This is a genomic window from Microcoleus sp. D3_18_C2 (assembly GCF_036702395.1).
GTDB lineage: Bacteria > Cyanobacteriota > Cyanobacteriia > Cyanobacteriales > Microcoleaceae > Microcoleus.
Map to the genome: position 1 here is coordinate 63199 of NZ_JAUBTG010000024.1, position 26287 is coordinate 89485.

Annotated in this window: 23 protein-coding genes and 1 pseudogene; 11 read left to right on the plus strand and 13 right to left on the minus strand. The window is 46.2% G+C overall.

The genetic code is table 11. From position 1 onward, the window contains the following. Window positions 1–31 precede the first annotated feature (31 nt). Entirely contained in the window at window positions 32–571 is a 540-nt protein-coding gene (locus tag QUA88_RS16310) for a hypothetical protein (RefSeq protein WP_333272611.1), read from the minus strand. A gap of 71 nt (window positions 572–642) precedes the next feature. Here QUA88_RS16310 and ruvB point away from each other — a divergent pair, with 71 nt between their 5' ends. The 3 genes from ruvB to recN all read left to right on the plus strand — a co-directional run bounded on the left by ruvB (window position 643) and on the right by recN (window position 4354). After that, entirely contained in the window at window positions 643–1731 is a 1089-nt protein-coding gene (gene ruvB, locus QUA88_RS16315) for a Holliday junction branch migration DNA helicase RuvB (protein WP_333154818.1), read from the plus strand. Between the two features lie 12 nt (window positions 1732–1743). Beyond that, window positions 1744–2307 carry a Uma2 family endonuclease gene (locus tag QUA88_RS16320; RefSeq protein WP_333053507.1) on the plus strand — a complete coding sequence of 188 codons (564 nt, stop codon included), beginning with the start codon at window positions 1744–1746 and terminating at the stop codon, window positions 2305–2307. Window positions 2308–2599: 292 nt separating this feature from the next. Then, window positions 2600–4354, plus strand: a complete 1755-nt coding sequence (gene recN, locus QUA88_RS16325; protein ID WP_333272615.1) for a DNA repair protein RecN — start codon at window positions 2600–2602, stop codon at window positions 4352–4354. 382 nt (window positions 4355–4736) lie between these two features. Here the strand turns inward: recN and QUA88_RS16330 are convergent, their stop codons facing one another. Then, window positions 4737–4928: a hypothetical protein gene (locus QUA88_RS16330; RefSeq protein ID WP_333053505.1), complete on the minus strand. Its 192-nt coding sequence runs from the start codon at window positions 4926–4928 to the stop codon at window positions 4737–4739. Window positions 4929–5104: 176 nt separating this feature from the next. On the opposite strand from QUA88_RS16330, the gene QUA88_RS16335 reads away from it, so the two are divergent. The 5 genes from QUA88_RS16335 (at window position 5105) to QUA88_RS16355 (ending at window position 13656) form a co-directional block, all read left to right on the plus strand. After that, window positions 5105–6355 carry a transposase gene (locus QUA88_RS16335; protein ID WP_333053503.1) on the plus strand — a complete coding sequence of 417 codons (1251 nt, stop codon included), beginning with the start codon at window positions 5105–5107 and terminating at the stop codon, window positions 6353–6355. Between the two features lie 135 nt (window positions 6356–6490). Further along, window positions 6491–9673, plus strand: coding sequence for a GAF domain-containing protein (locus tag QUA88_RS16340; RefSeq protein ID WP_333053501.1), 3183 nt, complete (start codon window positions 6491–6493; stop codon window positions 9671–9673). Window positions 9674–10126: 453 nt separating this feature from the next. After that, on the plus strand, window positions 10127–10675 hold the full coding sequence (locus QUA88_RS16345) for an inorganic pyrophosphatase (RefSeq protein WP_333053499.1): 549 nt from the start codon (window positions 10127–10129) through the stop codon (window positions 10673–10675). A gap of 160 nt (window positions 10676–10835) precedes the next feature. Continuing rightward, window positions 10836–12155, plus strand: a complete 1320-nt coding sequence (locus QUA88_RS16350) for a serine/threonine-protein kinase (protein ID WP_333272619.1) — start codon at window positions 10836–10838, stop codon at window positions 12153–12155. A 103-nt stretch (window positions 12156–12258) separates the two neighbouring features. Further along, on the plus strand, window positions 12259–13656 hold the full coding sequence (locus tag QUA88_RS16355; protein WP_333260549.1) for a serine/threonine-protein kinase: 1398 nt from the start codon (window positions 12259–12261) through the stop codon (window positions 13654–13656). Window positions 13657–13691: 35 nt separating this feature from the next. On the opposite strand, the gene QUA88_RS16360 is transcribed toward QUA88_RS16355, so the two are convergent. After that, window positions 13692–13895, minus strand: coding sequence for a hypothetical protein (locus tag QUA88_RS16360; protein ID WP_333272622.1), 204 nt, complete (start codon window positions 13893–13895; stop codon window positions 13692–13694). A gap of 42 nt (window positions 13896–13937) precedes the next feature. Between QUA88_RS16360 and QUA88_RS16365 the strand changes: the two genes are divergently transcribed. The 3 genes from QUA88_RS16365 to QUA88_RS16375 all read left to right on the plus strand — a co-directional run bounded on the left by QUA88_RS16365 (window position 13938) and on the right by QUA88_RS16375 (window position 16463). After that, window positions 13938–14450 (plus strand): inorganic diphosphatase, encoded by a 513-nt coding sequence (locus tag QUA88_RS16365; RefSeq protein ID WP_006634582.1) that lies wholly within the window; start codon window positions 13938–13940, stop codon window positions 14448–14450. A 517-nt stretch (window positions 14451–14967) separates the two neighbouring features. Next, on the plus strand, window positions 14968–15876 hold the full coding sequence (locus QUA88_RS16370) for an MBL fold metallo-hydrolase (protein WP_333053496.1): 909 nt from the start codon (window positions 14968–14970) through the stop codon (window positions 15874–15876). A 20-nt stretch (window positions 15877–15896) separates the two neighbouring features. Further along, complete coding sequence (locus tag QUA88_RS16375; RefSeq protein WP_333272626.1) at window positions 15897–16463, plus strand: diheme cytochrome C; 567 nt, start codon at window positions 15897–15899, stop codon at window positions 16461–16463. Between the two features lie 188 nt (window positions 16464–16651). On the opposite strand, the gene QUA88_RS16380 is transcribed toward QUA88_RS16375, so the two are convergent. From QUA88_RS16380 to QUA88_RS16425, 10 genes and pseudogenes are all read right to left on the minus strand, one after another. Beyond that, a complete protein-coding gene (locus QUA88_RS16380) occupies window positions 16652–16945 on the minus strand; it encodes a hypothetical protein (protein WP_333272629.1) in 294 nt (97 codons plus the stop codon). A gap of 234 nt (window positions 16946–17179) precedes the next feature. Further along, a complete protein-coding gene (locus tag QUA88_RS16385; RefSeq protein ID WP_333053492.1) occupies window positions 17180–17398 on the minus strand; it encodes a hypothetical protein in 219 nt (72 codons plus the stop codon). Window positions 17399–17535: 137 nt separating this feature from the next. Then, the gene (locus QUA88_RS16390; protein ID WP_333272632.1) at window positions 17536–18096 is read right to left on the minus strand and encodes a Uma2 family endonuclease; all 561 of its coding nucleotides are present in this window, start codon (window positions 18094–18096) and stop codon (window positions 17536–17538) included. A gap of 46 nt (window positions 18097–18142) precedes the next feature. Next, entirely contained in the window at window positions 18143–18574 is a 432-nt protein-coding gene (locus tag QUA88_RS16395) for a phosphodiester glycosidase family protein (protein WP_333234252.1), read from the minus strand. Window positions 18575–18594: 20 nt separating this feature from the next. After that, on the minus strand, window positions 18595–19449 hold the full coding sequence (locus tag QUA88_RS16400) for a hypothetical protein (RefSeq protein WP_333272635.1): 855 nt from the start codon (window positions 19447–19449) through the stop codon (window positions 18595–18597). A 440-nt stretch (window positions 19450–19889) separates the two neighbouring features. Continuing rightward, window positions 19890–23015, minus strand: coding sequence for a phosphoenolpyruvate carboxylase (gene ppc, locus QUA88_RS16405; RefSeq protein ID WP_333053486.1), 3126 nt, complete (start codon window positions 23013–23015; stop codon window positions 19890–19892). Between the two features lie 418 nt (window positions 23016–23433). After that, entirely contained in the window at window positions 23434–23658 is a 225-nt protein-coding gene (locus QUA88_RS16410; protein ID WP_333053485.1) for a hypothetical protein, read from the minus strand. 103 nt (window positions 23659–23761) lie between these two features. Then, a complete protein-coding gene (locus QUA88_RS16415; RefSeq protein WP_333053484.1) occupies window positions 23762–23986 on the minus strand; it encodes a hypothetical protein in 225 nt (74 codons plus the stop codon). A gap of 221 nt (window positions 23987–24207) precedes the next feature. Beyond that, window positions 24208–25014, minus strand: coding sequence for a hypothetical protein (locus QUA88_RS16420; RefSeq protein ID WP_333272639.1), 807 nt, complete (start codon window positions 25012–25014; stop codon window positions 24208–24210). Further along, window positions 25007–26006: pseudogene (locus QUA88_RS16425) on the minus strand (IS630 family transposase). The gene QUA88_RS16420 and the pseudogene QUA88_RS16425 overlap by 8 nt, the downstream one beginning before the upstream one ends. Window positions 26007–26287 lie beyond the last annotated feature (281 nt).

The window sequence follows — 26287 nt, forward strand, 5'->3', positions numbered from 1 at the left end:
TTTCTTCTTTCCCCTTCCTTGGGAGGTTATTTTAGCCGATCGCACCCCGCACTGCCGAACCGATCGCCCGTTTTTGCTCGTCGTCGTAGCCCCACCGCCGGAAAAATTTTTCATACTCGCCGTTGGCACTGTGCAAACTTTCTAGCATTTGCGACGCTATAGTTTGACACGCTGCCATTTGCAGCATTTGAATTAAATTGCGCGATCGCTCCTGCACTCTAGCAGAACCGGCCGCCATTTCCTCCTTTTGCTGGCGCGAATGATGTACAACCATTGCCGCCGACATCGCCAAATTTTTCACCAGCAGTTCTGCTACGATCTCAGGAGCCGATCGCAGCGCCTCGACTACTCCGGGTGACGGGTTATCTGCCTCCGGTCGATCGTCCGTTAGATAGGTGACAAAAAACCCCCTAGCACCGTTCTGTGTTTTCACCAGAGAAGCCACAGCTTGCTGGATGTCGGCTTGTAAAAGTCGATTAGCCTCCATGAACGACAGTAAAGATTGAGTCAGCTCGATCGCCCCCTCAAAAGTTATGCTTTCCGATGCTAATAAAGAAGATGGAATACTCATAACGAACTCAATAATTTTAAAGATTCTGCTAACAATTGTAAACACTTCCCGCTGCCCGATCGCAAATAAATATGGCTATTATCTCCTCCAAACAACAGCCCCCCGACCCAAATCTACCCGAAGACATAGCCCCAGCCCGTCGCAAAAAAGCCGCCAAACCCCAGGCGGAATCTTTGCTAGAATCGCAAGAACTACCCGACGAAATCAACAGCAAACAAGACGACAAAATCCGACCTCAGCGGCTAGCTGAATACATCGGGCAAAAAGACTTAAGAGAAGTTTTGGCGATCGCAATTGCAGCAGCCAAATCTCGCGGCGAACCTATGGATCACCTGTTACTCTACGGGCCTCCAGGGTTGGGAAAAACCACAATGTCGCTAATTTTAGCAGCAGAAATGGAAGTGGAATGCAAAATCACCACCGCCCCAGCGCTAGAAAAACCGCGAGATATTGTCGGATTGCTGATCAACCTCAAAGCAGGCGACGTGCTGTTTATCGACGAAATTCACCGCTTATCTAAAGTTACAGAAGAAATCCTCTATCCGGCGATGGAAGACTGTCGGTTAGATATTACGATCGGGCAAGGAAAAACCGCAAAAATCCGCAGCATTCCCCTCAAACCATTTACCTTAGTAGGAGCAACCACAAAAGTCGGCTCGCTGACATCTCCATTGCGCGATCGCTTCGGCTTGATCCAAAGATTACGCTACTACGAAATAGACGAACTTAGTCTAATTGTCCAAAGAACCGCCCAAGTTCTCGACACTCAAATCACCCCAGAAGGAGCCACAGAAATTGCCCGCCGAGCGCGCGGAACCCCCCGGATCGCTAACCGCTTGCTGCGGCGAGTTAGAGACTACAGCGAAGTCAAAAATTTAAAGCCAATTGATGCCGAAGTTGCCTCACTCGCCCTCGAATTATTCAACGTCGATCCGCTAGGTTTGGATTGGACAGATCGGCGCATTTTGACAGCAATGATTGAGAACTTTAACGGCGGCCCAGTGGGCTTAGAAACCCTCGCAGCTTCTACAGGAGAAGATACTCAAACCATTGAGGATGTATACGAACCGTACTTAATGCAAATCGGATTTTTGCAGCGGACAAATCGGGGCAGAATGGTAACGGTTGCTGCTAGAAAACACTTGGGTTTTATCGAATAGAAGGAGTAGAAAATGGTACAAACACAAACAAAAAAACTAACTTTGTCCGAGTTTCTAAAACTGCCAGAAACCGAACCAGCTAGCGAATATATCAACGGTCAAATCATCCAAAAACCTATGCCACAAGGAAAACACAGCCGGCTTCAAGGTGAATTAGTCGCAGCCATTAATGTCGCCGTTAAAAATCAGAAAATTGCCTTAGCTTTTCCTGAATTGCGGTGTACTTTTGGCGGCAGATCAATTGTGCCAGATGTCACAGTATTTACTTGGAACAGAATACCAGTTGATGAAAATGGGGATGTTGCTAATGTATTTGAAACTTACCCAGATTGGACAATTGAAATTCTGTCTCCCGGCCAGAGTCAAACTAAAGTAACTGGGAATATTTTACACTGTTTGAAAAACGGCACTAAAATGGGTTGGTTGATCGATCCGATGGTGCGCTCGATCTTAATTTATCCCCCTGGAAAGCAACCGGAACTTTTAGCAAAACCAGAAGAATTGTTGCCGGTTCCAGATTGGGCAGCAGAATTGCGGCTGACGGTAGGAGATTTGTTTGGGTGGTTGAAACTATAGAAGTCAGTTGTTATTTGTTATTTGTTATTTGTTATTTGTTATTTGTTATTTGTTATTGGGTACCAATAATTTTCCAGGCTCTGCCTCCAATTACCAATTACCAATTACCAATTACCAATTACCAATTACGCATTCCCACTTACCAATTCCCAATTACCAATTACCAATTACGCATTCCCACTTACGCATTCCCACTTACCAATTCCCACTTACCAATTCCCACTTACCAATTCCCAATTACAAATTCCCAATTAACAATTCCCCATTCCCCATTCCCCATTCCCCATTCCTCATGTTGCTATACCTCAGAATAGAAAACTTTGCCTTAATTGACTGCCTGGATCTAGAATTTGGCCCGAGTTTGAACGTATTTACAGGGGAAACCGGCGCTGGTAAATCGATTATCTTAGATGCGATCGATGCAGTGTTGGGCGGGAAAGTCGATCGCCGATCGATTCGCACCGGAGCAACGCGGGCAATATTGGAAGCTACCTTTGAATTGGACAAAGCTTCCGCAATGTGGCTGGGCGAGCAAGAAATCGAACCCATAGACGGAAATTTAGCCGTTTGCAGCCGGGAAATTAACGCCTCTAGCGGTGCTCTACGCACGAGATCGCGCTTGAACGGAATTCTCGTCAACCGCCAGTTAATGGATCAACTGCGCGATCGGCTGGTCGAAATTACCGCCCAAGGCCAAACCGTCCACCTCGGACAAGAAACCCTCCAGCGAGAATGGCTCGATTTATACGGCGGCAAAAAGCTTACGGAAGCTCGATCGATCATCGCCGCCGCGTGGCTGGGAGCCAACAACGCCAAAACCGCCCTCAAACGCAGGCGTCAGTCGGAACAGCAGCGACTGCAAAGACTTGATTTGTTAGAATACCAAGTCCGAGAACTCGGTGAAGCCCATATCGAAGACGCAGACGAACTCGAACAGCTAGAACACGAATCAATCCGGCTAGGCCACGTCGTAGAATTGCAGCAGCAGAGTTACCAAGTCCACCAAGCCCTGTACCAAAACGAGGGCGACAGCGCATCCGCCGCCGACTTGTTGAGCAAAGCCGAAGGAATTTTAAGCGACATGGCGGTTTACGATGTGCAGTTGCAACCAATCCTCGAAATGGTCAGCGATGCTTTAGCTCAAGCCACAGAAGCCAGCCGACAAATTAGCAGCTACGGCGAACAATTAGAAGCAGATCCCGAAAGACTCGAAGAAGTAGAAGATCGGATTCGCGAACTCAAACAAATTTGTCGCAAATACGGGCCGCTCAAAGAAGCGATCGCCTACTATCAAAGCATCCAAAACGAACTAAATGAACTTTTAGAAGGAGGCGAGTCAATGGAAGCCTTAGAACTCGCATATCAGACCGCTTTAGAGCAATTAAAAGATGCTTGCAGCCACCTCACCACCCTGCGACGCGAAGCAGCCCTCAAACTAGAAACGCACCTCGTAGGAGAACTTAAGCCGTTAGCAATGGAAAAAGTGCAGTTTCAAGTCGAAATCTCGCCTTGTACCCCAACCGCTACCGGTGCCGACCAAATCGCCTTTTGTTTCAGCCCGAATCCGGGCGAACCATTGCAACCTCTGGGCGCGATCGCCTCCGGGGGAGAAATGAGCCGCTTTCTGCTGGCCATCAAAGCCTGTTTTTCCCAAATTGAAAGCGCCGGTACGCTGATTTTTGACGAAATCGACGCTGGAGTCTCCGGGAGAGTCGCTGGGGCGATCGCCAAAAAACTCTACCAACTCTCCGACAAACACCAAGTTCTCTGCGTCACCCACCAGCCGCTGATCGCCGCCATGGCTGATTGTCATTTTCGCGTCAACAAACAGACGATCGAAGCAGAACCAAGTATCGAGGAACCCGCAGCCAACTCCGAACCAGTCGAACGTACAGTAGTCAGAGTTGCCGCCCTCAACAGTGAGCAGCGGCGGGAAGAACTCGCCCAACTCGCCAGTGGCCGGTCAGCAACAGAAGCCATCGCCTTCGCCGAATCCCTGCTTGTCGAAGCCGCCGGATTGCGCCAAACTCAGTCCGCCAAACCCTGATGACACACTTGAGCCGATCGGGGGGTTAAAAGGCGGAGTTTTTTCCGAGTCGGAGGTTACACTAAAAATGTCAACCGCAAATTTTACAAAAAAAAGCTGAAAACCCCGTGAATTTAGTGGGATGAAAGCTAAGAGCAGCAAAATAGAGAGAAATTCTAGTTAAAAACCACAATTGTGTAGAGAAGGGCACACATCACTAGCAACTGGTAGTGTCACAATTGCGGCTAGTCCCACAAGGCCACCCCTCTTTCAGCAGTCCTCCCGCCAGTACGCATTCATGTTACTGGGGGCGATCGGCTCAAAGCTCGGCAGAACATAGTTAAACCAGGTACGCACAATGTCAAAATCAGTTAATAAACCCTTTAAACAAGATTCGCGATCTCTAAAAAGATTGCAGCACTCCCACCGCCTCGTTACTCTCCCACCCTCCCTTGGGCAGCAAGGCCAACTGAATTGCCATTGCCTTGTGGCCGGAGTTCTGTAAACTGGGAAATACTTTCACCAAAAAACGAGCGAGAAGCCCCGGGCTACCGACATGGGGAGGAAAGCGGCAGCGACGACCGTCGCCTAACATCTTTATCCTCAATTAATTCCTTCATAGCAGAAGATAGGCTACGACAGATTTGACCCCTGCTGTAGATCGATCTACAGCAGGGGTCAAATCATGAACATAAACAGAATTATAGTGTTTATTTTTGACAGGATGAAATCCTACTATGATAGTATAATTTAACAAGGAGGAAAGAGAATATGTTTGGATGCCAACAAAATCTAATAAGTCCCAATACAGACTTAAAAGCAATTCTAGAATTCCTTTGTAGCGAGTCGTCAAAGTTGACGAACTGCGGAATATATTATGCTCGCCAAATGTACTTCAAGACAGGCAAGATACCGAGTAGGGCCCAGTTGCACAAAGTGCTTGGTACAGAAAACCAGAACTTGCATTACAAAGCATTTTATTCGGATACCGCGCAACAGATTTTAACTACCGTCGCTGAGTCTTTTAAATCCTACATTGGACTACTGAGAGGAATTGGCAAAGGCACTGTAACCCAAAGACCTAGATTACCGAATTATCGACAAGGCGGTCTAGCTTTAGTGACTTATACAGGTCGCTCTGTCCGGCTTAAGGATGGACTACTGAGATTCCCATTGGGCAGCAAGGTTAAAACTTGGTTCGGCTTGGATGCTTTCTATCTTCCTCGGCCTACCAATCTCGACTACAAAGCAATCAGAGAATATAGGATTCTACCTCGAAACGGTGCCTTCTATTTAGAGTTGATTTACAAACTGAAAGATGTCCAAGTAGAGGTAGACCAATCCAAGGTCTTGATGATCGACCACGGGATGAACAATTGGTTGACTTGTATCAGCAATGTGGGGACTAGCTTAATAATTGACGGACGACATCTGAAGTCCATCAATCAAGGATATAACAAGCGTGTTGCGTTTTTGATGTCAGGGAAAGCGAATGGTTACTGGTCAAAACGATTGGAGGGTTTAACTGAGAATCGCAATCGCACCATGCGGGATGCTGTCAACAAAGCAGCTCGAAAAGTAATAAATCATTGCTTGCTCAATAAAATTGGTACTGTAGTATTCGGCTGGAATGCTGTCATGAAAAATGGTATTAGTTTAGGAAATAAAACTAATCAAAATTTTGTTCAGATTCCAACGGGCAGGCTAAAATCCCGTATTGCTCAGTTATGCGAGCAGTACGGGATTCGGTTTGTGGAAACCGAAGAGTCGTATACGTCGAAGGCTTCCTTTATCGATCTTGATTTGCTACCTAAATTCTGCGAAAAACCAGAAGGGTGGCAACCTTGCGGTCAAAGAATTAAGCGCGGATTGTACCGTACTCTTGAAGGTTTGTTGATTAATGCTGATTGCAATGGGGCAGGCAATATCGGTAGAAAAGTAGCGGCAACTTTGGGGCTTTGTCTCAAAGAAGTCAGTAGAGGCGCATTGATAACGCCTTTGAAAGTCCCTTTATGGTCTTAGTCAAGAATCCCCCTGATTCATCAGTGGGGAGTATCAAACATACTTGAGTCTTGTGCGACAGGTGACTCACTAATCAACTTCCCGGCTCTCTTCGCTTAGAGACTAACCCTTACACTTAAGCTTCTGTAAAGGTCTATGAAATCTGCATCTTCCACCAATTACTCTTCTCTGGACAACGTGATTGATGTCGCTGTTGTCGGCGGTGAAAATCATCATCAGGAACATTATTCTCCCCCGGAAATTAGGAGCAGTGCAATTATCCCGCGCCAAGGAAACCTCTCTGGCATTCTTGACCTTCTAAATAAGCAAAGTTTCACAGTAGTAGTTAAGGAAGTAGAAGACAAACTTAAGGTTGTCAATCAAACCCTGGGAATGCTCGACAATATCCTGGAGAGCGAGGGATTTGACGCCATACTCAACGAGATGTTGCAGTCGATTACCCTCAAAACAGGGGAATTGCTGAATGCCGATCGCAGCACGATATTTTTATTAGACGACGAAAAAAATGAACTCTGGGCGATCGTCGCTAAAGACGAAAATGGCAAAAACCTAGAAATCCGAGTTCCGGCCCACGTGGGCATTGCAGGAGAAGTAGCCACGTTCCAAAAAGTGGTTAATATCCCTTACGATTTTTACAACGACGAACGATCGGCTAACGCCAAAAAAACTGATGAAAAAACGGGCTACCGCACTTATACAATGCTGGCAATGCCCCTGATTAATGAAGATACAAAAGAGTTAGTAGCAGTTGTTCAACTGATTAATAAACTAAGACCAAATCACGAAAAATACCCGACTTTAGACGAACAAATCGATAGGCACGGATTTACTAAAGAAGACGAACAAGTTTTTAAAGAATTTGCTCCCTCGATTCGCCTAATTCTAGAATCTTCCAAATCTTTCTACGCAGCAACTCAGAGACAACGAGCAGCAACGGCGCTGATGAATGCCGTCAACGCTCTTTCTCAGAGCAGTTTAGACTTAGAAGATACCCTAAAAAGGGTGATGGATCAAGCCCAAGAACTCATGAATGCCGATCGCAGCACCCTGTGGCTGATCGACGAAGAGAAAGACGAACTGTGGACTAAAATCCCGATGGGGGGCAACCTTAAAGAAATTCGCATACCCAGAACCGCTGGTTTTGCAGGCATCGTCGCCCAATCTAGCGAACCGCTGCTGATTCCCTTTGACGTGTACGACGACCCCCGCGCCGCCACTTCCAAAGAAGTAGATCAAAAGTCGGGCTACCGCACTTGCAGTATGCTTTGTATGCCAGTCTTTAACTCGGACAAAAAATTGATTGGCGTCACCCAATTAGTTAATAAAAAACGACAAGGAGAATTCCCCCCCTACAACCCGGAAGATTGGCCTCATGCCCCGGAACAGTGGAAAGCGAGTTTCAATCGCAACGACATGGAATTTATGAAGGCGTTTAACATCCAAGCAGGAGTCGCGCTGCAAAACGCCAAACTGTTTGCCGAAGTCAAACAGCAAGAACAAAGACAAAAAGATATGCTGCACGCCTTGACTAACGGCGTGATTTCTACAGATAAAAAAGGCAATATAGTAGCGACAAATCCCAGTGCCAAAAACTTACTGGGTGTCAGCGATGCAGAATTAGGCGAAGGTCAATCTTTGCGCGAGTTAATTAAGTTAGAAAAAGGCGATTTTGCCAAATGGTTTGATGCGTCTTTGTCTCCCGAAGACGATAAGGATCGCCAGCAGTATTACCCCGATCAAGTTTTGCTTACTTTGGAAGGAGAGGGGCAGAGTATCAATCTCTCGATTAATTCAATGACTGACGCTACCGACCCCAACAAGGTAAACGGCGCGTTAGTCGTCATGGAAGATATTAGCAGCGCCAAGCAAATCAAAAACTTGATGTACCGTTACATGACGCCAGAAGTAGCCGAAGCTTTGTTAGCTTCAGGCGATACAGGATTGGGCGGTAAGCGCAAAAACGTTTCGGTGCTGTTCTCAGATATTCGCAGCTATACCACACTTACGGAAAAATTGCAAGCCGAAGAAGTGGTAGTGATGCTGAATAAATATTTTGAAGTGATGGTAGATGTCGTATTCGAGTACGGTGGGACTCTCGACAAATACATCGGTGACGCTCTGATGGCAGTTTTTGGCTCTCCAGCGCCCCTAGAGGATCATGCTTGGTGCGCGATGCAAACGGCGGTGAAAATGCGGGAAAAATTGGCCCAGTTTAATCAAGATCGTATGGCACATGGCGAATTGCCGATCGGCATTGGTATGGGCGTACATTCCGATGAAGTTGTCAGCGGCAACATCGGTAGTAGCAAACGCATGGAATTGACTTCGATCGGAGACGGCGTTAACCTCGCCTCTCGCTTAGAAGGCGCTAGCAAGCAGTACGGCACCGACTTGATCATCAGCGACAATACTTACAGAGATTATGCCGATCGGCTGTACGTGCGAGAACTCGACTTTATTACTGTCAAAGGCAAAAGCGAACCTGTAATCGTTTACGAACTTGTCGGCATCCGCGAGGGATACTCGCCAGTGGGCAAGTCACTAACCGAAACACAGCAACAAATTATAGAACATTACACGAAGGGGCGCGAACATTACAAATCTCCAGTCAGCCAAAGACTCTCAGAAAGTGAGGTGAAAAACATCTTAAAGGATGTCGCCGAAATGCCGGAGGCAGAGATTAAGAAACTTTCCTACAATTTAGAGCAACAGTTGGAACACGAACTCAAAAACCTGTTATATCAACTGAAAAAGCTGTCAGAGTACGACCCGAAAAACCTGTCCGAAGCAGACAAACTCATCGTACTGTTGCAGCCAGAAATCCAACTGCTGAAATTGGAAGGCATCAAAAACCTCTCGGAAGACGAAGCCAAAATGCTGCTGCAAGCAAAAATCAAGCCCCTATCAGCAGACGATATTAAATACTTGCAAGAAGGCGAAGTCAAAAAGCTGTTGGAAGCAGACATCTTAGAACCATCAAATCCCCAAATCAAGCGGTTGAAACCCGCAGAGATCAGGCAGCTATTGCAGGCGAAAATTAAAAGTCGAGCCTGCGAGACAGTTGCAGAAATGTTAGATGAGGAATTTGAAAACCTGGGACTCGATCGGGTGAAAAAACTGCTGAGCGAGTTTAAGAAAGCCTTAGAACCAAAAGCCAAGCAAGCCTTTAAAGACGCTGAACGCGAATTTAACGCCGTTCTGGAAGTTGACCCGAAAAACAAGGCAGCTAAATTGCACGTCGATCGCTGTATGTTATTTCAACATGGGTTTTCAGACGTACTCAACTGGGATGGTGTGTGGAATCTCACAGAAAAATAGCAGTAGCCCACAGCAAATGCGGGCGGTAGCGTCAAGGTTCGGGGCGGGGGCGATCGCGATCGGGGGTGCGCCTCCCATCCCACCACCAATTAACCTTAATATCCTATTGAGGTAATTGTAAATAAGCTCCAACAGGTATTATGGTTATATAACGGGATTTGAATTTGCAAGCGAGATGCGGGGGTTTCGCCCTACGTGTTTCCTTCGCACTACCTACCGCAACAAACTTAGCACTTCTATTATTTGAAGCGCTTAAAAATAGTTATGACTGGCGGCAGCGTTACCCGGTTTCTGAGAAAAATCTTGGAGAAAGGCGACGAAACATCCGCTCAAAAACCGGGTTTATCACCCCGTCCGCCTAAGTCTTAATAGCGTTAGTGGCTCCTAAAAAGAGCTTCCTTCGCAGATAGTCAATGTTCTAGTCTTAGATATAGAAAACCACTAGCGTCAGTTATGAATAATTGGAATTCGCAATCGGGAGATGTTGAGTGGGTAGATCAGGTTTACCAACTATTGCTGGAGATTGCTCGGAGCTCCCTGTCAGATATCCCCAGAATCCCGGAAAATATCACTGTTAAGGCTATTCCTCTGATCCAGAAGGTACAAACCATTCAACAAAGACCTGACGGGCAAGTGTTCAAATCAGGTTCCTTTTCAGTAAACGATCACGAATGGGTCGATCGAGTCTGTCAACTATTGGTAGAACTAACCAGCGCGTCTTTGTCCGAACAGCCCAAAATGCCGGAAAACCTGGCAGGCCGATCTTTAGCCCTCGCCGATCGAGCACAAAAGATTAAAGAAGACATCGAAGAAAATGCAGCCCAAACCCCAGCAGATGAAGAGGACAATTCCTTACAGTCTCCAGACGCGCTGCTTTCCCTCTTGCACCACAGTTTGAAAACTCAGCGCGCCAAAAGCTACAACCCCGATGCCCCCGAATGGCAGCAAGTCTTGAGCCTGCTCGACGTAGTGCAGTCAATTTATAAGCAAATCCAAAATTAAATTCCAGCTTAACTCAGGCGCTTCTTGATTGTGCGAGAAAGCTGGCTTTTAAAGGCGGTTGCTATTTGACATAAAATTTTTTTTGCCCTAGCCCAAACATTTCCGATTATTGCACTTTTGTCAACTACACTAGGTTTAATCGGTTCTAGGGCAAGAGAAGATGAGCGGAGAAAACATCGGCGATTTGTCAAAAGAAATATTAGCCGATCGCTATCAGTGCGATCGGCGGCTCGGCAAGCAAGCAGGAAGACAAACCTTACTCGCCCGCGACTTAAAAACCCAACAGCAAGTAGTAGTCAAACTCCTCTCATTCAGCAGCGACTTTAACTGGGAAGACTTAAAACTGTTCGAGCGAGAAGTCGAAACCTTAAAATCCCTATCCCATCCGGCAATTCCCCGATATCTCGACTCCTTTGAAATCGACACGCCCAAGCGCAAAGGATTCGCCCTAGTTCAGACTTACATCGCAGCCAAATCCCTACAAGAATATCTCTCAGACGGCCGCACCTTCAGCGAAAGAGAAGTCAAACAATTAGCCACAGCATTATTAGACATCCTCGCCTATCTGCACCAGCGACAGCCCCCCGTCATTCACCGCGACATTAAACCCAGCAATATTTTACTCAAGAATCGATCGGGCAACAGCGTCGGCAAAGTCTACCTAGTCGATTTTGGTGCAGTTCAAACCCTAGCAACCCAACAAGGAAAAACAGTCACCGTTGTCGGAACTTATGGCTATATGCCGCCCGAACAATTTGGCGGGAGAGCAGTTCCAGCTTCCGACTTGTACAGCTTGGGAGCCACCTTAATCGCCTTAATTACCAAGCAGCATCCAGCCGACTTGCCGCAGAAAGATTTGCAGATCGAGTTCGAGCAATTCACCCAACTGAGTTCCGGTTTTACCAATTGGCTGAAGTGGATGACGCATCCGAGTTTAGAATGCCGTCCCGCCTCAGTCCAAATAGCTAAAGAAGTTCTAGAAAAACCACAGGAAATAAATAAATATTCCCAGACATTGAGACTGGGAAAAACGCTAGATACCTCTAGGTTGTTCAAGAATGCGATCGGGCGTAGCACTGCGGCAGGAACTATAGCGGTAGGAATTTGTACAGCAATTTACAAAATCTTTATGTATCCAGATTTGCAGACAATTATCGAAGGATTTTGTCTCGGTTTTAGTCTAGGCTTGGGGAATGGAATAATGATAGGAGTTGTGACGCGCCTGTGGTTTTTCCCGTTAACTAATCCCAAACTTTACCGACAGGTTTTAACTGCAATTAGTATTGTACTATGTACTTCAACAAGCATCTTTTTCTTTTTCTTTAAGATTATAGCGAATATGAGGCTATATGAGGGTAAATATTATTTTTATCCATTAGATATTATATCTGTGCTGGGGCCGTCACTAATTACAGGATTGTCAATGGGGGCAATTACTGATTCTATTACCCGATGGTATCAAAAAGCAAGCAGACAGTAATCTCACATAGGTAATAAGATATCTCTCCCCGATATTCTGCTGCTTGGTAAAGTTAGGAATTAAAAAAAATGTTTAAGGTCACGCTAAAAATAAGGTAAAAAATATGACTGGTCAAATATTAGCAGAACGCTACGAAGTGCAGCGACAACTGGGAAAACAAACAGGTCGCCAAACGCTGCTAGCTCGTGACTTGCAAACTCAAGAATTAGTTGTCATCAAACAGCTATTCCTCGGTGGCGATTTTGAATGGCAAGACCTCAAACTATTTGAACGGGAAGCGGAAACTTTAAAATCACTTTCTTACCCAGCAATTCCGCGCTACCTCGATTACCTGGAAATTGACGAACCAGACAGTAAAAGCTTTGCCCTGGTACAGACTTATGTAAAGGGGAAAACTTTGGAAGAGCATTTGCGATCGGGACGTACTTTTAGCGAGAGTGAGGTTAAAGAATTAGCTAAATCGCTGTTAGAAATTTTGATTTATTTGCACGAGCAAGAGCCACCTGTGATTCACCGGGACATTAAACCCAGCAATATTTTACTGCACGGCAGATCCGCCCACACTGTCGGACAAGTTTATTTAGTTGATTTCGGTTCGGTGCAGAACCAAGCTGCAAAATTTGGCGGTACAATTACAGTAGTAGGAACCTACGGATATATGGCACCGGAACAATTTGGCGGGCGCTCGGTTCCGGCTTCTGACCTCTATGGTTTAGGTGCAACTTTAATTTATTTGGTAACCGGTTTGCATCCTACTGAACTGTCGCATCAGGATTTGAAAATTCAATTTGCCGATCGAGTCGCGCACCTCAATCCTAGTTTAATTGATTGGCTGGAATGGATGACAGAACCGAGTTTGAACAAACGGTTATCTTCGGCTGGGGAAGCATGGCGAGAGCTCAAAAATCCCCGCACAAGCGACAAAATGCCTGTGGCATTGCAGCGGCAAGGCAGCGCTATTAAACTGACAAAAAATTCCGAGTTGGTAGAAATTATAATTCCGCCATCAGGAGTCGGTTTGGGTTTAACTGCTCTGCTTTCGGTTGTGATTGCTCTGAATATTCCATTGTTGGTAAACTTTGTGAGCCAAGAAGAATATTCAGGAATTAGTTTAATAATAGGAATTTTATTGGCGGGTTTAGGAGTAGCAAAGTTTCTCGATATGCTATTTGTGGAAAGGCGTCTCAGAATCGATCGACAGCAAATTTCCTATATCAGCCATCTGCTAGGGTGGGAATGGTATTATTCCCCGCCCGCTCCCAGACAAGATATTGGCCAGTTGGAAATTGAACAAATTGAATATACTAGGCACGGCACAAAACAGAAATTATCTAGAGTTTCTCAGATGATTATTCAAGCCGGCAACCAAAAATATCAACTAGGAGTGAAGCAGAAACTCAGTGAATCAGAAATCGAATGGTTAGCTACAGAACTGAGCCAGTGGTTGGGATTAAAAATTCAAAGAACTTTGACAGACGGTAAAAAGAATAAATGGTTCTGAAAATATCTCCATCGCCCAAACAAAGCATTCCCCTCTCAAACTGTGGGATGGGCGTCCCGCCCGTACCTCTCAAATTGTGGGATGGGCGTCCCGCCCGTCCCCTCTCTCTTGTGTGGGATGGGCGTCCCGCCCGAAAGCGTGTATTCCCCCAGCCGGCGACACACTCGTCCGCTTTCGGTCAATCTCATGCAGCCGAAAGGCCCGATCGCCCGTAAAATGCTATCAAAGGGATTTGGCAAGTAGCACTCATCCCAATCATCTGTTAACTTGGAGATATTGTTGTGGACTTATCGCTAATTCCGGCACAGCCGAAACCAGGACTGCTCAACGTCCTCATCGAAATTACCGCCGGTAGCAAAAACAAGTACGAATTTGATAAAGACTTACAAGCCTTTGCTCTCGATCGGGTGCTTTCTTCCTCAGTCCAATATCCGTGCGACTACGGCTTCATACCCAATACCTTAGCCGATGATGGCGACCCCCTCGACGGCATGGTGATGATGGATGAGCCCACATTTCCAGGGTGCATAATCGCAGCCCGTCCGATCGGAATGCTGGAAATGATCGACGGAGGCGACAGGGACGAAAAACTTTTGTGCGTTCCCGACAAAGACCCCCGCTACGCTCACTATAAGTCCCTCAAAGACGTAGCCCCCCACCGCTTGGACGAAATAGCCGAATTTTTTAGAACCTACAAAAATTTGGAGAAAAAAGTCACGGAAATTCTGGGTTGGCAAGATGTCGATCAAGTCATGCCCTTAGTGGAAAAGTGCATCGCAGCCGATCGCAAATAAGCCCCTAGCCCGCACTCCTCGACTGCAACCCGACTAAAAACTCAGGGGGCCGAACATAAGGCGATCGCTGCACGTCTAGGGATGCAGTCGAGGAACGGGTAGCTAGAATGTCAAATCAGTCGTGAATGCCGACTCACCGGAACAGCATTCCTCAAAACCGCGCCCCGCCCCCAATCTTGAAAAAAATACTACTCCTAGAGTAAGATGAAGCGCAAATTCTACCCCAGAGGAATGCGTTCTACGTTTGAGGAAGTTTTACCCTAACACTTAGAGCGATCGGCGCTATCTTAATCTCAGAACACAGAACACGGCGGGCTGCCCGGATGATGCAACAAATCATCTCTCAAGTGTGACATCTCCTACACGAATCGGTAAGGTTGAGAATTCTAACAGCCCAAGTATTAGGCACTCGAATAGTTTCCCGATCGAGGGCTTTATTATAGTACAGATTGCTAAAAACTAAAAAGTAAAAACTAAGATTTCAACTCCCAAGTTCCAGCCCCCAAAACTAAAAAAAATGCCAGATTCCGCACCCTCTCTACCCAATCCACAGCCTTCCGATCGCCAAGCCACTATGGAAAATAGTCCTTTGACCGAGTTTGTCGTTCAGTTTTGGGGCGTGCGGGGCAGCATCGCCACCCCCGGCAGCAAAACACTTCGCTACGGAGGGAACACCTCCTGTGTAGAAATGCGCTTGGGCAAAAAACGCCTGATTTTTGACGGCGGTACGGGCCTGCGAGTTCTGGGCCTCAATCTGCTGCGGCAAATGCCGGTGGAAGCCCATATGTTTTTCAGCCACACTCACTGGGATCACATTCAAGGCTTTCCGTTCTTTACTCCCGCCTTTATCCCAGGGAACTGTTTTCACATTTACGGTGCGATCGCCCCCAACGGCACTACAATCAAACACCGTCTTGCCGACCAAATGGTGCACCCCAATTTTCCCGTCCCCATCCAGGTGATGCAGTCAGACCTCAAATTCAACGATTTGACGCCTGGGGATATTATCGAACTCGACGATGTGAAAATAGAAACGGCACTGCTGAACCATCCCAACACCGCGATCGGATATCGAGTCACTTGGGAGGGACACACAGCCGTCTACTGCACCGATACAGAACATTTTCCCGATCGGCTGGACGACAACGTGTTACACCTAGCTCGCAACGCCGACGTGCTGATTTACGACGCCAACTACACCAACGAAGAGTATTACGACTTCAAAACCCCAAAAGTCGGCTGGGGACACTCGACTTGGCAAGCAGGAGTAGAAATAGCCAAAGCTGCTGGAGTCAAAAAAATCGTGATGTTTCACCACGATCCGGGTCACGACGACAATTTTCTCGATCGTACAGAAGCAGAGGTGCAGGCAGCGTTCGCCAATAGCTGCTTAGCCCGCGAAGGCATGAGCATACCAGTAATTTAACCAAAAATAAATTCAGAATTATGAAACAGGAAAAACCCCGCAAACGTCGCAGAGTAGGGTTGCGGGGGCTTTACTCAACGTTGCTAGTGTTGATAATTATCTGCTGTACCTGCGGCGGATGGGTTGCAGCTCAGACTGCCTATTCTCGCACTCCCGCGCGACTTGCTCAGGTTTCTTCGATCGAGGATACTGGTACGGTCGATCGCATCCCCGAACGTTACCAACTCGGACAGCAACTGTACCTAGAAAACTGCGCCACCTGTCACATCGCTTTACCACCGCAAGTATTACCTACAGAAACCTGGCGCCGGTTGCTGCAAGATCCCCAACACTACGGACAAACCATCAAACTGCTAGTAGACCCGCCCCGCCTGCTAGTCTGGAACTACCTGCAAACTTTTTCCCGTCCCCAAGCCAAAGACGAAGAAATCGCCTACCGAGTCGCCAGTTCTCGCTATTTCAAAGCTTTGCACCCCAAAGTCAAAATGTCACAACCTGCAAATATCAGCAGTTGCGTTACTTGTCACCCCGGCGCGTCTAAATACAATTTCCGCAAGCTTACCGCCGAGTGGGAAAACTCTCCGTAGGGAATGCAGGAATTATCCACAAACTATTGAGTAGGGAGGTTATGCGAGCAGTTTGTGGATTGGGTGTATCGCCCGAATGAGGATGATGAGATTTTAGACCAACCGGAGGCAATTGATACGGCGACACCCGCGACGAGCCGCATCAAAGCAGGAAACTTTTAACATCCACAGACCAAAACCCTACACCATTACCATCCATCCTCACGTTCTTCTTGCAGAACATACTCAGGCCGAAACGATTCAGGCCATGAGTTCAAATTATCGCAGTCAATGTTTGGCTCAAAGGGGAACAGGTTAACCCGCTTGGGTTCGCCGTCCACAACTTCCTCAATTGTGAAGGACGCTTCAACTTCCTCAATTGTTAAGGACGCTTCGTAGAAAATGGGCTTGAGATAACGTTGGGGAATATAAGCGTAAACTATGGCTTCGGGGTCGTGTTCTGCCAAAGCCTCCATCAACTCTTTTACGGTCATGCTTTCCATGTATGCTCCTTCCTCAAATTACCCGCTAAAGTAACAGAAAATCTTTGCTTTTCCCAACTTGCCCCTAATTGCACCCCAACATTATAGGGCAAAACATTAACACTAGCTCCTCTATCCTGTAACCCCATAACCTCAACAGAACGATTTTGATAAGTTAGTGTTAAAGGCAGATACGGAACATCACCTAAAACACCAAATTTATTTCGTTTAGGTTGAAAATAATATTACCTACCCTTAAATATTTTGAGTTGGCTTATTTTCTGTTTCTACTAACTGCATCAATTGCTCTGCTGCACTATTAGACGTATGCACTGAATACATAATTTCGGCAGCTTCATTACCCATTACAATTCCTTCTTCTTTCGCCAATTCAGCGATTAAAAACTGCATAATTTGAAATTTATCAGCAGGGGATAACTGCCGAAGTTGGTCTAATAATTCAAGATTTGACATAAAACGCCATTGAATTCATTTTTCAATCTTACCACGACCTTGAGGTTTAAACCACTCCCAAACATCTTGGTTTTAACTCTTTATCTGCGTCCATCTGCGTTTATCGGCTCCATCTGCGGTTAAAGCTCAAACACAAACTAAACAGGCAAAAACAGTTCGGAAAAACTAATTTCAATTTCAGGAAAAGCTAGCATTCTAATCGCAGCATTATCCGCAACAACTATCTCAGATTGATAGCCTCCCGGTGCCGGATTCCGGTAAATATATGCCTCGCGCGCCGCTACATCTAATATCCAATATTCAGGGATATTTGCTCTAGAATAAATCGGGGCTTTTTCCCGGCGGTCAATTTGTAATGTCGCGTAAGAAACTTCAATTAACAGCAAGATTTCGCTAGGATTTGGGTGATGGTCGCTATAAGCACCCGGATCGATACAAACAACTGCTATATCTGGTTCCGGTTCCGAAGTTGCTAAAGTAATTGGCAACTGCATCCGAACGTGAGCTTGTCCGGCAAGTAGTTGTTTGATATAATCGGACGATCGCTGGGTTGTAGCAGCATGGGATGGAGTTTGTGCGCTCATTTCAACAATTCTCCCATCTAGCAGTTCAATCTTATCACCTTCAGTGAGAATGCCAGCTTCAATCATGCGGTGATATTCTTCTACTGTCCAGATTTTTTCTCTTGTTGCTGTCATAATCTGTGCCTGCAAAAGCTTATGTCATATTATAGCAATGGCTAATTCAATCAAAAAACACTGATTTGTCCGGTGTTGGTCGAGAGCCCTTTTGAAAGCGTTCCCAAGACTGTTTTAACTCAGCCGGCGCCGGATATTCTTTATCGTAAACCACCAGCACATTCGTCAAATTCCGTCCCGGTGGCAATAAAATCTCCCCTTGATGAGCCAAAGCCACCGAAGCGCCCCCATCCAAATTCATCGCTTCAAAACAGCCGTAGCACGGGCGAGGGCGGGACGCCATCGCCTGCATAACTTTAGCTTCTGCTTCCAAAGACAAACTATCAAGAAAAGTCACCAACAATAACTTATCTCTGGAAGCCGGAAAGCCGATCGCCGTTCTCGAACCCACGCCCAAAACACCAGCATCTTTAAAACCTTCCGACAAAGGAGACAGCCAAACTTTCCCCGCTTTAACCAATCTCGGCCCACAAGTCAATCGATTTTAGATTTTAGATTTTAGATTTTAGATTGACTTGCGCGAGATAAATGCTCTTTCTTGAGGATTTTCGATTTTCGATTAAAGAATTGATTCCACGGATAAATCACGTGGCGGGTACCACCTTTGAAATTCTTGGTCAGAGAAAACCAATGTTGACTCCAATCCGGCTTACCTTCAGTTCTAGCCGTCACCATTTCCAATTGATTTCCCGCTTTAATTCCCAAAGTCGTGCCGTAATTTTCCCAGCGGCTATATTTCATAAACTTACCCGCCGCCACCATATTTCCCAGCACAGATTTCTGCTCATCTTTACCAAAAAAAGTCCCGTTAGCAACAACAGCAGCCCGGTAACGCGCCACCATATTTTCAAAAGGTTCGTCGCCCCGCGTTACTTTAGAAGTATTAGCAAAATCGGCATTATTAGCTAACCCTATTGTGATATAATTTTCTGGGTCGGCGAGGTCAATAGTTGTGAGATAAAAACTTGCGCCAGCTACATTTTTGCTGCTGACTTCTACAGGTTTTGCTTGCTTAGCAGAACGTTTTTTGATAATTTTAGGTTGAGACGGCTGCACAGCAGGAGGATTTTCGGGCGATTTTACAATAGGATTACTCGGCAGAGGTTGATTTGTTTTTGCCGATTTTACAATGGGATTGCTATGGAGAGGTTTAGGAGTTTGATTTGATTGTATACTTGATAAAAAAGCGAGTGACTTTTGCCACAGTTGACCCATGAGAGTCAAGAAACTATCTCGGTTTTGGGCGATCGCAAAATAGTCAGCCGCCACCCGCGCCAAAGCTATGCCCGTTAAAAATAAAAAAGTGCGCTGCAGCATCGGGCGACAACCTTGAGACTGTTTGCGTTTAGACATAAAAAAATCTCAGCTAGCATAGCGAACAGTTTCCTATGGCTGTGACTATACAGCCTCTTCGGTGGTTCATGAAGTACACTATAAAGCTATATTGTGTGGTGTTAATCTGTAGGGTGCGTCGCGGCGAAATATTGGTCGATAAAACTTACAGATTGACGGGTGTATCCGCACCTTACACGGGCTAGAAGATTGTGTGTACCACATCTACATGGAATATGCTGTAGCAATCCTTGCAGGAGTCGTAAAAAGATGTAGGGGTAGTGTTAAGAGTGCCTACCCCGGTCTCATGGGGGCAACCACGGGGGGTTTGCCCCTACAAGAATTACACAAATGATGCGAGGATTGCTATACAATGGGCGATCGCCCGAATTCTGAAACTAACAGTAGCAAGGTGCTCTATCGCGCACCTTACCACTAATTCACAACTCAAAACTATTTGCCTAGCCGGTATTCCGCATCCCCGCAGCAATTCCATTAATCGTCAGCAGAGCTCCCCGCAACAATTCACCCTTGCTGTAACGCGAGTGAATCACCCCCGGAACCCCGCCACTACCATGCTGCCGCAAGCGTTTCAGCAGCGAAACCTGCAACAAACCCAAAGGCACAATCGTCGCATTTCGCAACTGCACCGATCGCTGCAGCGATGGATCTTCGTCCAACAAACGTTGGTGTCCGGTAATCGTTAAAACCAAATCGCGAATCAAGTGAAATTCGGCAGCAATTTGATCGAATAAAGCCTTAAAACGCTCCCTGTCCGCTGGCAAAGCTAACTCCTGCACGTAGTGTTCTGCAATCTGCAAATCCACCTTAGATAAAGTCATTTCCACCTTAGAAATTACCATTCTAAAAAACGGCCATTTCAAGTAGAAATACTGCAAAAGTTTCATGTGTTCTTCCGGTTCCTCCAGCAAAAACTCTTGCAAAGCTGTGCCGACACCGTACCAAGAAGGCAGCAAAAAGCGGCTTTGAGTCCAGCTAAACACCCACGGAATTGCTCGCAAACCGCTGATGTCTTTTTTACCACCGCGACGGGCCGGGCGAGAACTAATTTGCAACTGGCTGATTTCTTGAATGGGGGTAACTTGGTGGAAGAAATCAACTAAATCCGGCTGTTCGTAGATTAAATTGCGGTAGTGCGATCGCGATTTTACCGACAACTCCTCCATAATCTCATTCCAAGGGTCGATGCCATCAAAACCAGTGTGCAGCAAACTCGCTTGAATTACCGCCGCCGCCACAGTTTCCAAATTGTAAAGCGCCAACTCCGGCAAAGAATATTTAGAAGCCAAAACCTCGCCTTGTTCAGTAATCTTAATTCGCCCGTTAATACTCTTTCCAGGCTGAGCCAAAATTGCCTTGTAAGCAGGCCCACCACCGCGCCCTACAGAACCGCCTCTGCCGTGAAAAATTCGCAACTCCACACCGTGTTTTTCCGCAACCATTTGCAAAGCCTTTTGAGCTTTGTGGATTTCCCAATTGCTGCTGAGGAAACCAGAATCTTTATTGCTGTCCGAATAGCCCAGCATTACCTCTTGCAATTTGAGATTTTCGATGGGGCATTTGAGATTTTCGGCGTTTTTTACCGCTAGTTCCTGCGCGTATCCTCCTGCTAGCAAAGCTCGATAAAGCGGCAGATCAAATATTTTTTGCATTACTTCCGGCGCTTTTTTCAAATCTTCCACCGTTTCAAACAGGGGAACTACTTGAATGTTGCTAATTCCTGTTGCGGGATCGTAAAGTCCCGCTTCTTTTGCTAACAGCAAAACCGCCAGCAAATCGCTGACATCGTGGCTCATGCTGATGACGTAAGTTTGGCAAATTTCCGAGCCAAACTCCTGCTGCATTTGCCGCAATATTCGGAAGGTATTGATCGTCTCGCAAGTTTTGGGAGAAAAGGGCAATTCTGCTGGAATTAAAGGGCGGCGAGTTTGCAGTTCCGTTGCCAGCCAAATAATGCGATCGCATTCCGACATTTGATTGTAAGGCTTGGGCAAAATTTGCAAGTATTCAGCAATTTCCCTTAAAGCGTCCGAGTGTACTGTTGACTCTTGGCGAATATCTAGGTAAGCCAAATTAAACCCGTAAATTTCTACTTGGCAGAGCAGATTTTCCAAGTCCCGACAGCTCAAACCTGTTTCCACTAAATTGTGTTCGATGAGCTTGAGTTCGGCTAAAAACTCAGCCCCCGATCGATAAAGGCCGGTCATTCCGGGATGTTCCGACAAAGCTTCGCGTTCCCGCTGCAATTCGTCTCCTTTGTAGAGCCGCCAATTACGATCGCGCGTATTTTCCAGCCGCTGCAGCACGTAGGCCAGCTTCAACCGATAAGGTTCTTGGCGGTAGCGGATTGCCCACTGCTCGTAAACCTCCGGGAATTCCGATTTGTCGCGATCGAGAGATTCCAGCAATTCCGGCAGCACATCGCTCCAGTGCAGCGACAAACTCAAAAGTTCGTTTAGCCGTTTCACCGCGCTGATGTACTTCTCTAGCACCAAGTGGCGCTGATAGCAAGCAGTTTGCCAAGTAACTTTCGGAGTCACCGAAGGATTGCCGTCCCTGTCCGATCCCACCCAAGAACCGAACTTGCAAAAATTGTAACTAGGCGGTTTCAGATAAGGGTAAGAAGCGTGCAAAGCTTGCTTTAAGCGGTGGTAGAGTTCGGGAATAGCATCAAACAGAACTTCCTCGAAGTAGTGGAGAGTGTACTCCACCTCGTCAAGTACAGTCGGCTTGAACTGGTGCAGTTCGTCAGTGCGCCACCAGAGGCGAATTTCTTCCATCAGTTGCTCTTGGAGAGCCGCTGCTTCCCAGCAAGACACCGGGTAGGGGCTTTGAGAGTCGGTTCCGATCACCTGAAATTTCTCGTCAACTTGGTCTAGCTGTTGGAGAATCTTCGCCATTCGTCGCTGTTTGGTGCGGATCGTGTGGCGAACAATTTCCGTCGGGTGAGCTGTAAATACCAAGCGGATGTCTAACTGATCGATCAAGCGCTGGATTTGCTGGCTGGGCACGTTCAAGCGCAGCAGCATCGGGAACAGTTGGTGAAAAGTTCCCGCATCTCGGGCGATCGTCTCGCCGCTGTCTGCACCGCGAGGAGCCATTTGGGCGGGGACTGGGCCTTCCCGGTGGCGGGGGCGATCGGGGGCATCCGTTGCTTGTCCTGGCAGCTTAGAAAACATCCGCCCACCAGCGTCGTTGCTGCTAGCGTAAGCTAGCTGTTGGTCTCGCTGTTCGTAGTGCTGTTCGACAATGTTGATCAACTGGAAATACAGTGCAAAAGCCCTAGCGGCGCGGATGGCGGCGTTGAGGTCGAGCTTTTCGATTAGCTGTACGACATTCGACTCGCGAAAGTGAGTGGCTTGTCCCTCGGCGGAATTGACCGATCGCATTTGTTGGAGCAAATCCACCAATTCCTGCCCGCACTCCTGTCGCAGCACCGATTCCCACAAGTCCTCTACAACTTTGAGGCGATTTCGTAGAAACAGGTCTGATTTTGAGTAAGCGGGAAAAGGGGAAATAGATGTTGCATCAATAGCCTGTTCTGAAGACTGGAGGACTGAACTCATCGGGCTGTTCCTCAATAGCTGCGGGTGTCAAGAAAATTGTATGGTTTAGTTTCGCCTAAAACACTTTTGTTTGCAGTCAAATTTGAGACTTATTGCAACGTTAAAAGTAGAAGGCACTTATGTACAAAGTATAAGGAAAGATTAATTCTTACAGCACGGATTGTACCTATTGTCAAGCTTTCAGGTCAGTTAACTTGCGATTTTAGATTTTAGACGATCGGCGTGAGACGTTCGGCCAGAAGTCAGTTGAGTCGCGCTAAGTCGAACACTTTTAGATTTACTTCAAAGATGAACCTGGGATGTTGAACTAGGGTCGAAAATTTTTATCTGTCCCCGACAGGAGTACGTGGCACCGTATCCGTTTTTGGGCGGGGTCACAAAATTTAACTTCTAGCAGCAGCATCCTTCCTTGGGCTTTCTAATCCTGTGATTGAGGAAAGTTGAGTACGGGAAGGCGCGAACCCCGAAAGACTTCTTCGCTTTCAACGCCGATCGACGCAACAAACTCAGCAGCAGCTTTAGCCACCACCAGCCCGCCCAGCATGGGTAAAGCGACCAAGCTCAATAAAATGTCTGAGGGAACTGGCAACTTTGGACTGTTAGGTGTTTGAGTTTTGAGCAAGTCTTGGTTTTCCGACGGCATAAATCTTTCCTGCGTATTCTGTTATCCCTAGTTTACAAGCTAGGGCGGGTTTTCTTGCCTCGTTGTATCCTAGATTGGGGCGAGATCCGTGTTCATCCAAGAATTAGTGCCGTGTCATCGCAGGCCAGACAGGGCTGCGTGCTGATATCCCCTGAAGATGTGACACAAAAATGAGAGGATACGATCGCTCGCCCCCAGGATCGAGAGCCCGATCGAAGGCGCGTACAAAAGTTCGATCGCCCCCAGAATCGATCGCACAGTTCGATCGGCGGCGGCAAAGTCGATCGCCCTTCCTTGTGAAACTATCGATAATAATTTGATTGCACAAAATAGCTCTCCTGCAAAGTCGATCGACTGAAAGGAAATTGTATCCTGTGTACGATCGTTAATCTACGGTCTTATCAGGAGTGGTGGCTTCCGTCAATTGCACTCTCATCTAAAGTAGAAAAGTCAAGTAACTGTAGTTTAGACTAAAAAATCAGTGCAGCTAAAAGTAGCAGCCTTTTAGCAGAAGGCAAGCTGTTGCTCAAAAACTCAAGAGGTAGAAGATTAAACAGCTAATCTTGAAGACTTTTTCCGTCGAGAAACCCGTTTTTTAACAGTGGGATAGCACGATGCCTTAGTACGTACCTTTCCTTTTTCCCAGCCGGGGGCTTTTCCCCTATGTTTAGGGATTTTTGTAGGAGTACCAATGTCAACTAAAACCGAAAACATTGATTGGGCAACACGTCCAGGAGTTAAATTAATCGTAGCAGATTGCCAAGGAAGTCGATTTTCCAGAACTAAATCCCTAGCCAGCCAGAGTTGCCAACTCCGGGGCGGCATTAAATCACTCCAACGCTTGGATTGTTCGGGAGTTCTCAAGTTAGGCAATGTCCAATGTAATCGTTGCTTAACAAATCTATACCAATGATCGACTCCAAAGCGTCGTAAATACTTAAACCAGACTGTTTCTAAGGGTAGAGTTCGTTCTCCCACCCAAGCCAACCACAAGGGTGGAAACGGCTGACCGTTTGACATGGGCTTCATTCTTTCCACGAGGATTAAATTTACTCTCTGTTCAGGCGCACGATAAAAATGTAAGTCAAGCCATTGCTTGACTCGGACTTGCCCCAACTCTGGATGTTCGTCAATTTCAATCACAGCATCCGCTTCGAGCCATGTGGTTTGGTCACCCGGCCTCATTTTTTGCCCGTGCTTGCGTGGTCTGCCGCGACCACTATATGCTGGTGGTGCTGACCAAAAACAGGCATTCTTTCGGAGTCGCATTAAGCAATCAGCTTGAATGGAAGCTTGCGCTAGTACCCAACCAGCATTGCCATATTCTCGATCTAAAACTGCTAAGTAGCTAGACAAAATTAATTACATAGTTTTCTCCAAATTCTTTCAGGATTTTTTCCACAGATGTAACAAAAGTTCCCCAACTCTTGTAAGCAGATATTTCAATCCATTCATACTTAATAAACCGCCATAAAATTTCAATTAAATTTAATTCAGGTGAGTAAGAAGGCAACTCAAAAAGAGTAATATTACGTTGTTTCTACTCTTCAAGTTTGTCAACAATAGCATCACTGGTATGAATAGAAGCTTGATCTGTGACAATCACCGTTGGCTTATCTACTGTGGGGAAAAAAGCATCAATACAGGCAATAACCACATCTGAATTAATACTTTGAGAGGAAATATAAGTTTCAAGATGGTTATTTCGATTCATGATTCCTAGTACATTCATTCGCTGACTACGACGACTAGGAATTGTTAAATATTCTCCGATTTCCTGCCAGCCATAGGGGACACAAGGAATCAAACAAAATCCCGTTTCATCCAAGTAATATAAATCAATTTTACCTTGAGCGTCCAATTGCTTTAATTCTTCTAATTGTGCCTTTTTCTCTTGATATTCCTGGGCGGGAGGCGTTCCTCCCACTCCTTTACGCATACGATGCCAACTCATATTTAGAGTTTTTAGTATTCTTTTAATTGTTTTTGTACTGGGAGTTATGCCCCAGGTCTCTTGAACTTTTTGGCTAACATTTTTTAATTGCCTTGGTTCTTGTTTAGCCCACTCTTTTATTTGGGCTTTCTGCGAAGACTTAAATAGTGGCTTAGAACCTCTTCCTGGTTTATTATAAAGTCCTATCATTCCCTCTAATTCCCACCGATTGAACCAGTTATAGAGGGTCTTATAACTTATTTTGAAAATATTCATTAACTCTCCTTTTTTTACTCCTTGCGAAGCTAATATGAGGCAATGTGCTCTCTGACGTACCTGATGATGTCGGCTTTGGCGATAAATTCGAGTCGAGCAATTTAGACGAAAGAGGATTTATTTCCCTGATAAACATCATATGAAATTCTAATTAACTCATAATTTTGCCTGAAATATCATTCTACTATGTATTTGTGTAATTAATTCTGTCTAATTACTTAAGACTGGATTGATGCTCTGTTCACAAACAAGTTTGAGTTGGGAAGCTGCTTTTTCTATTGGCGAAGACCAACTACTAATTCGTTCATGTAGTAGGGGTAATGCCCAACTTCCTTCTGCTTCGGGTAGTTAGAGTCGATAGGGGCATTTCTACCCCTACCTCTCCTTCAGAACGGAACGTGAAACTTTCGCTTCATTCCG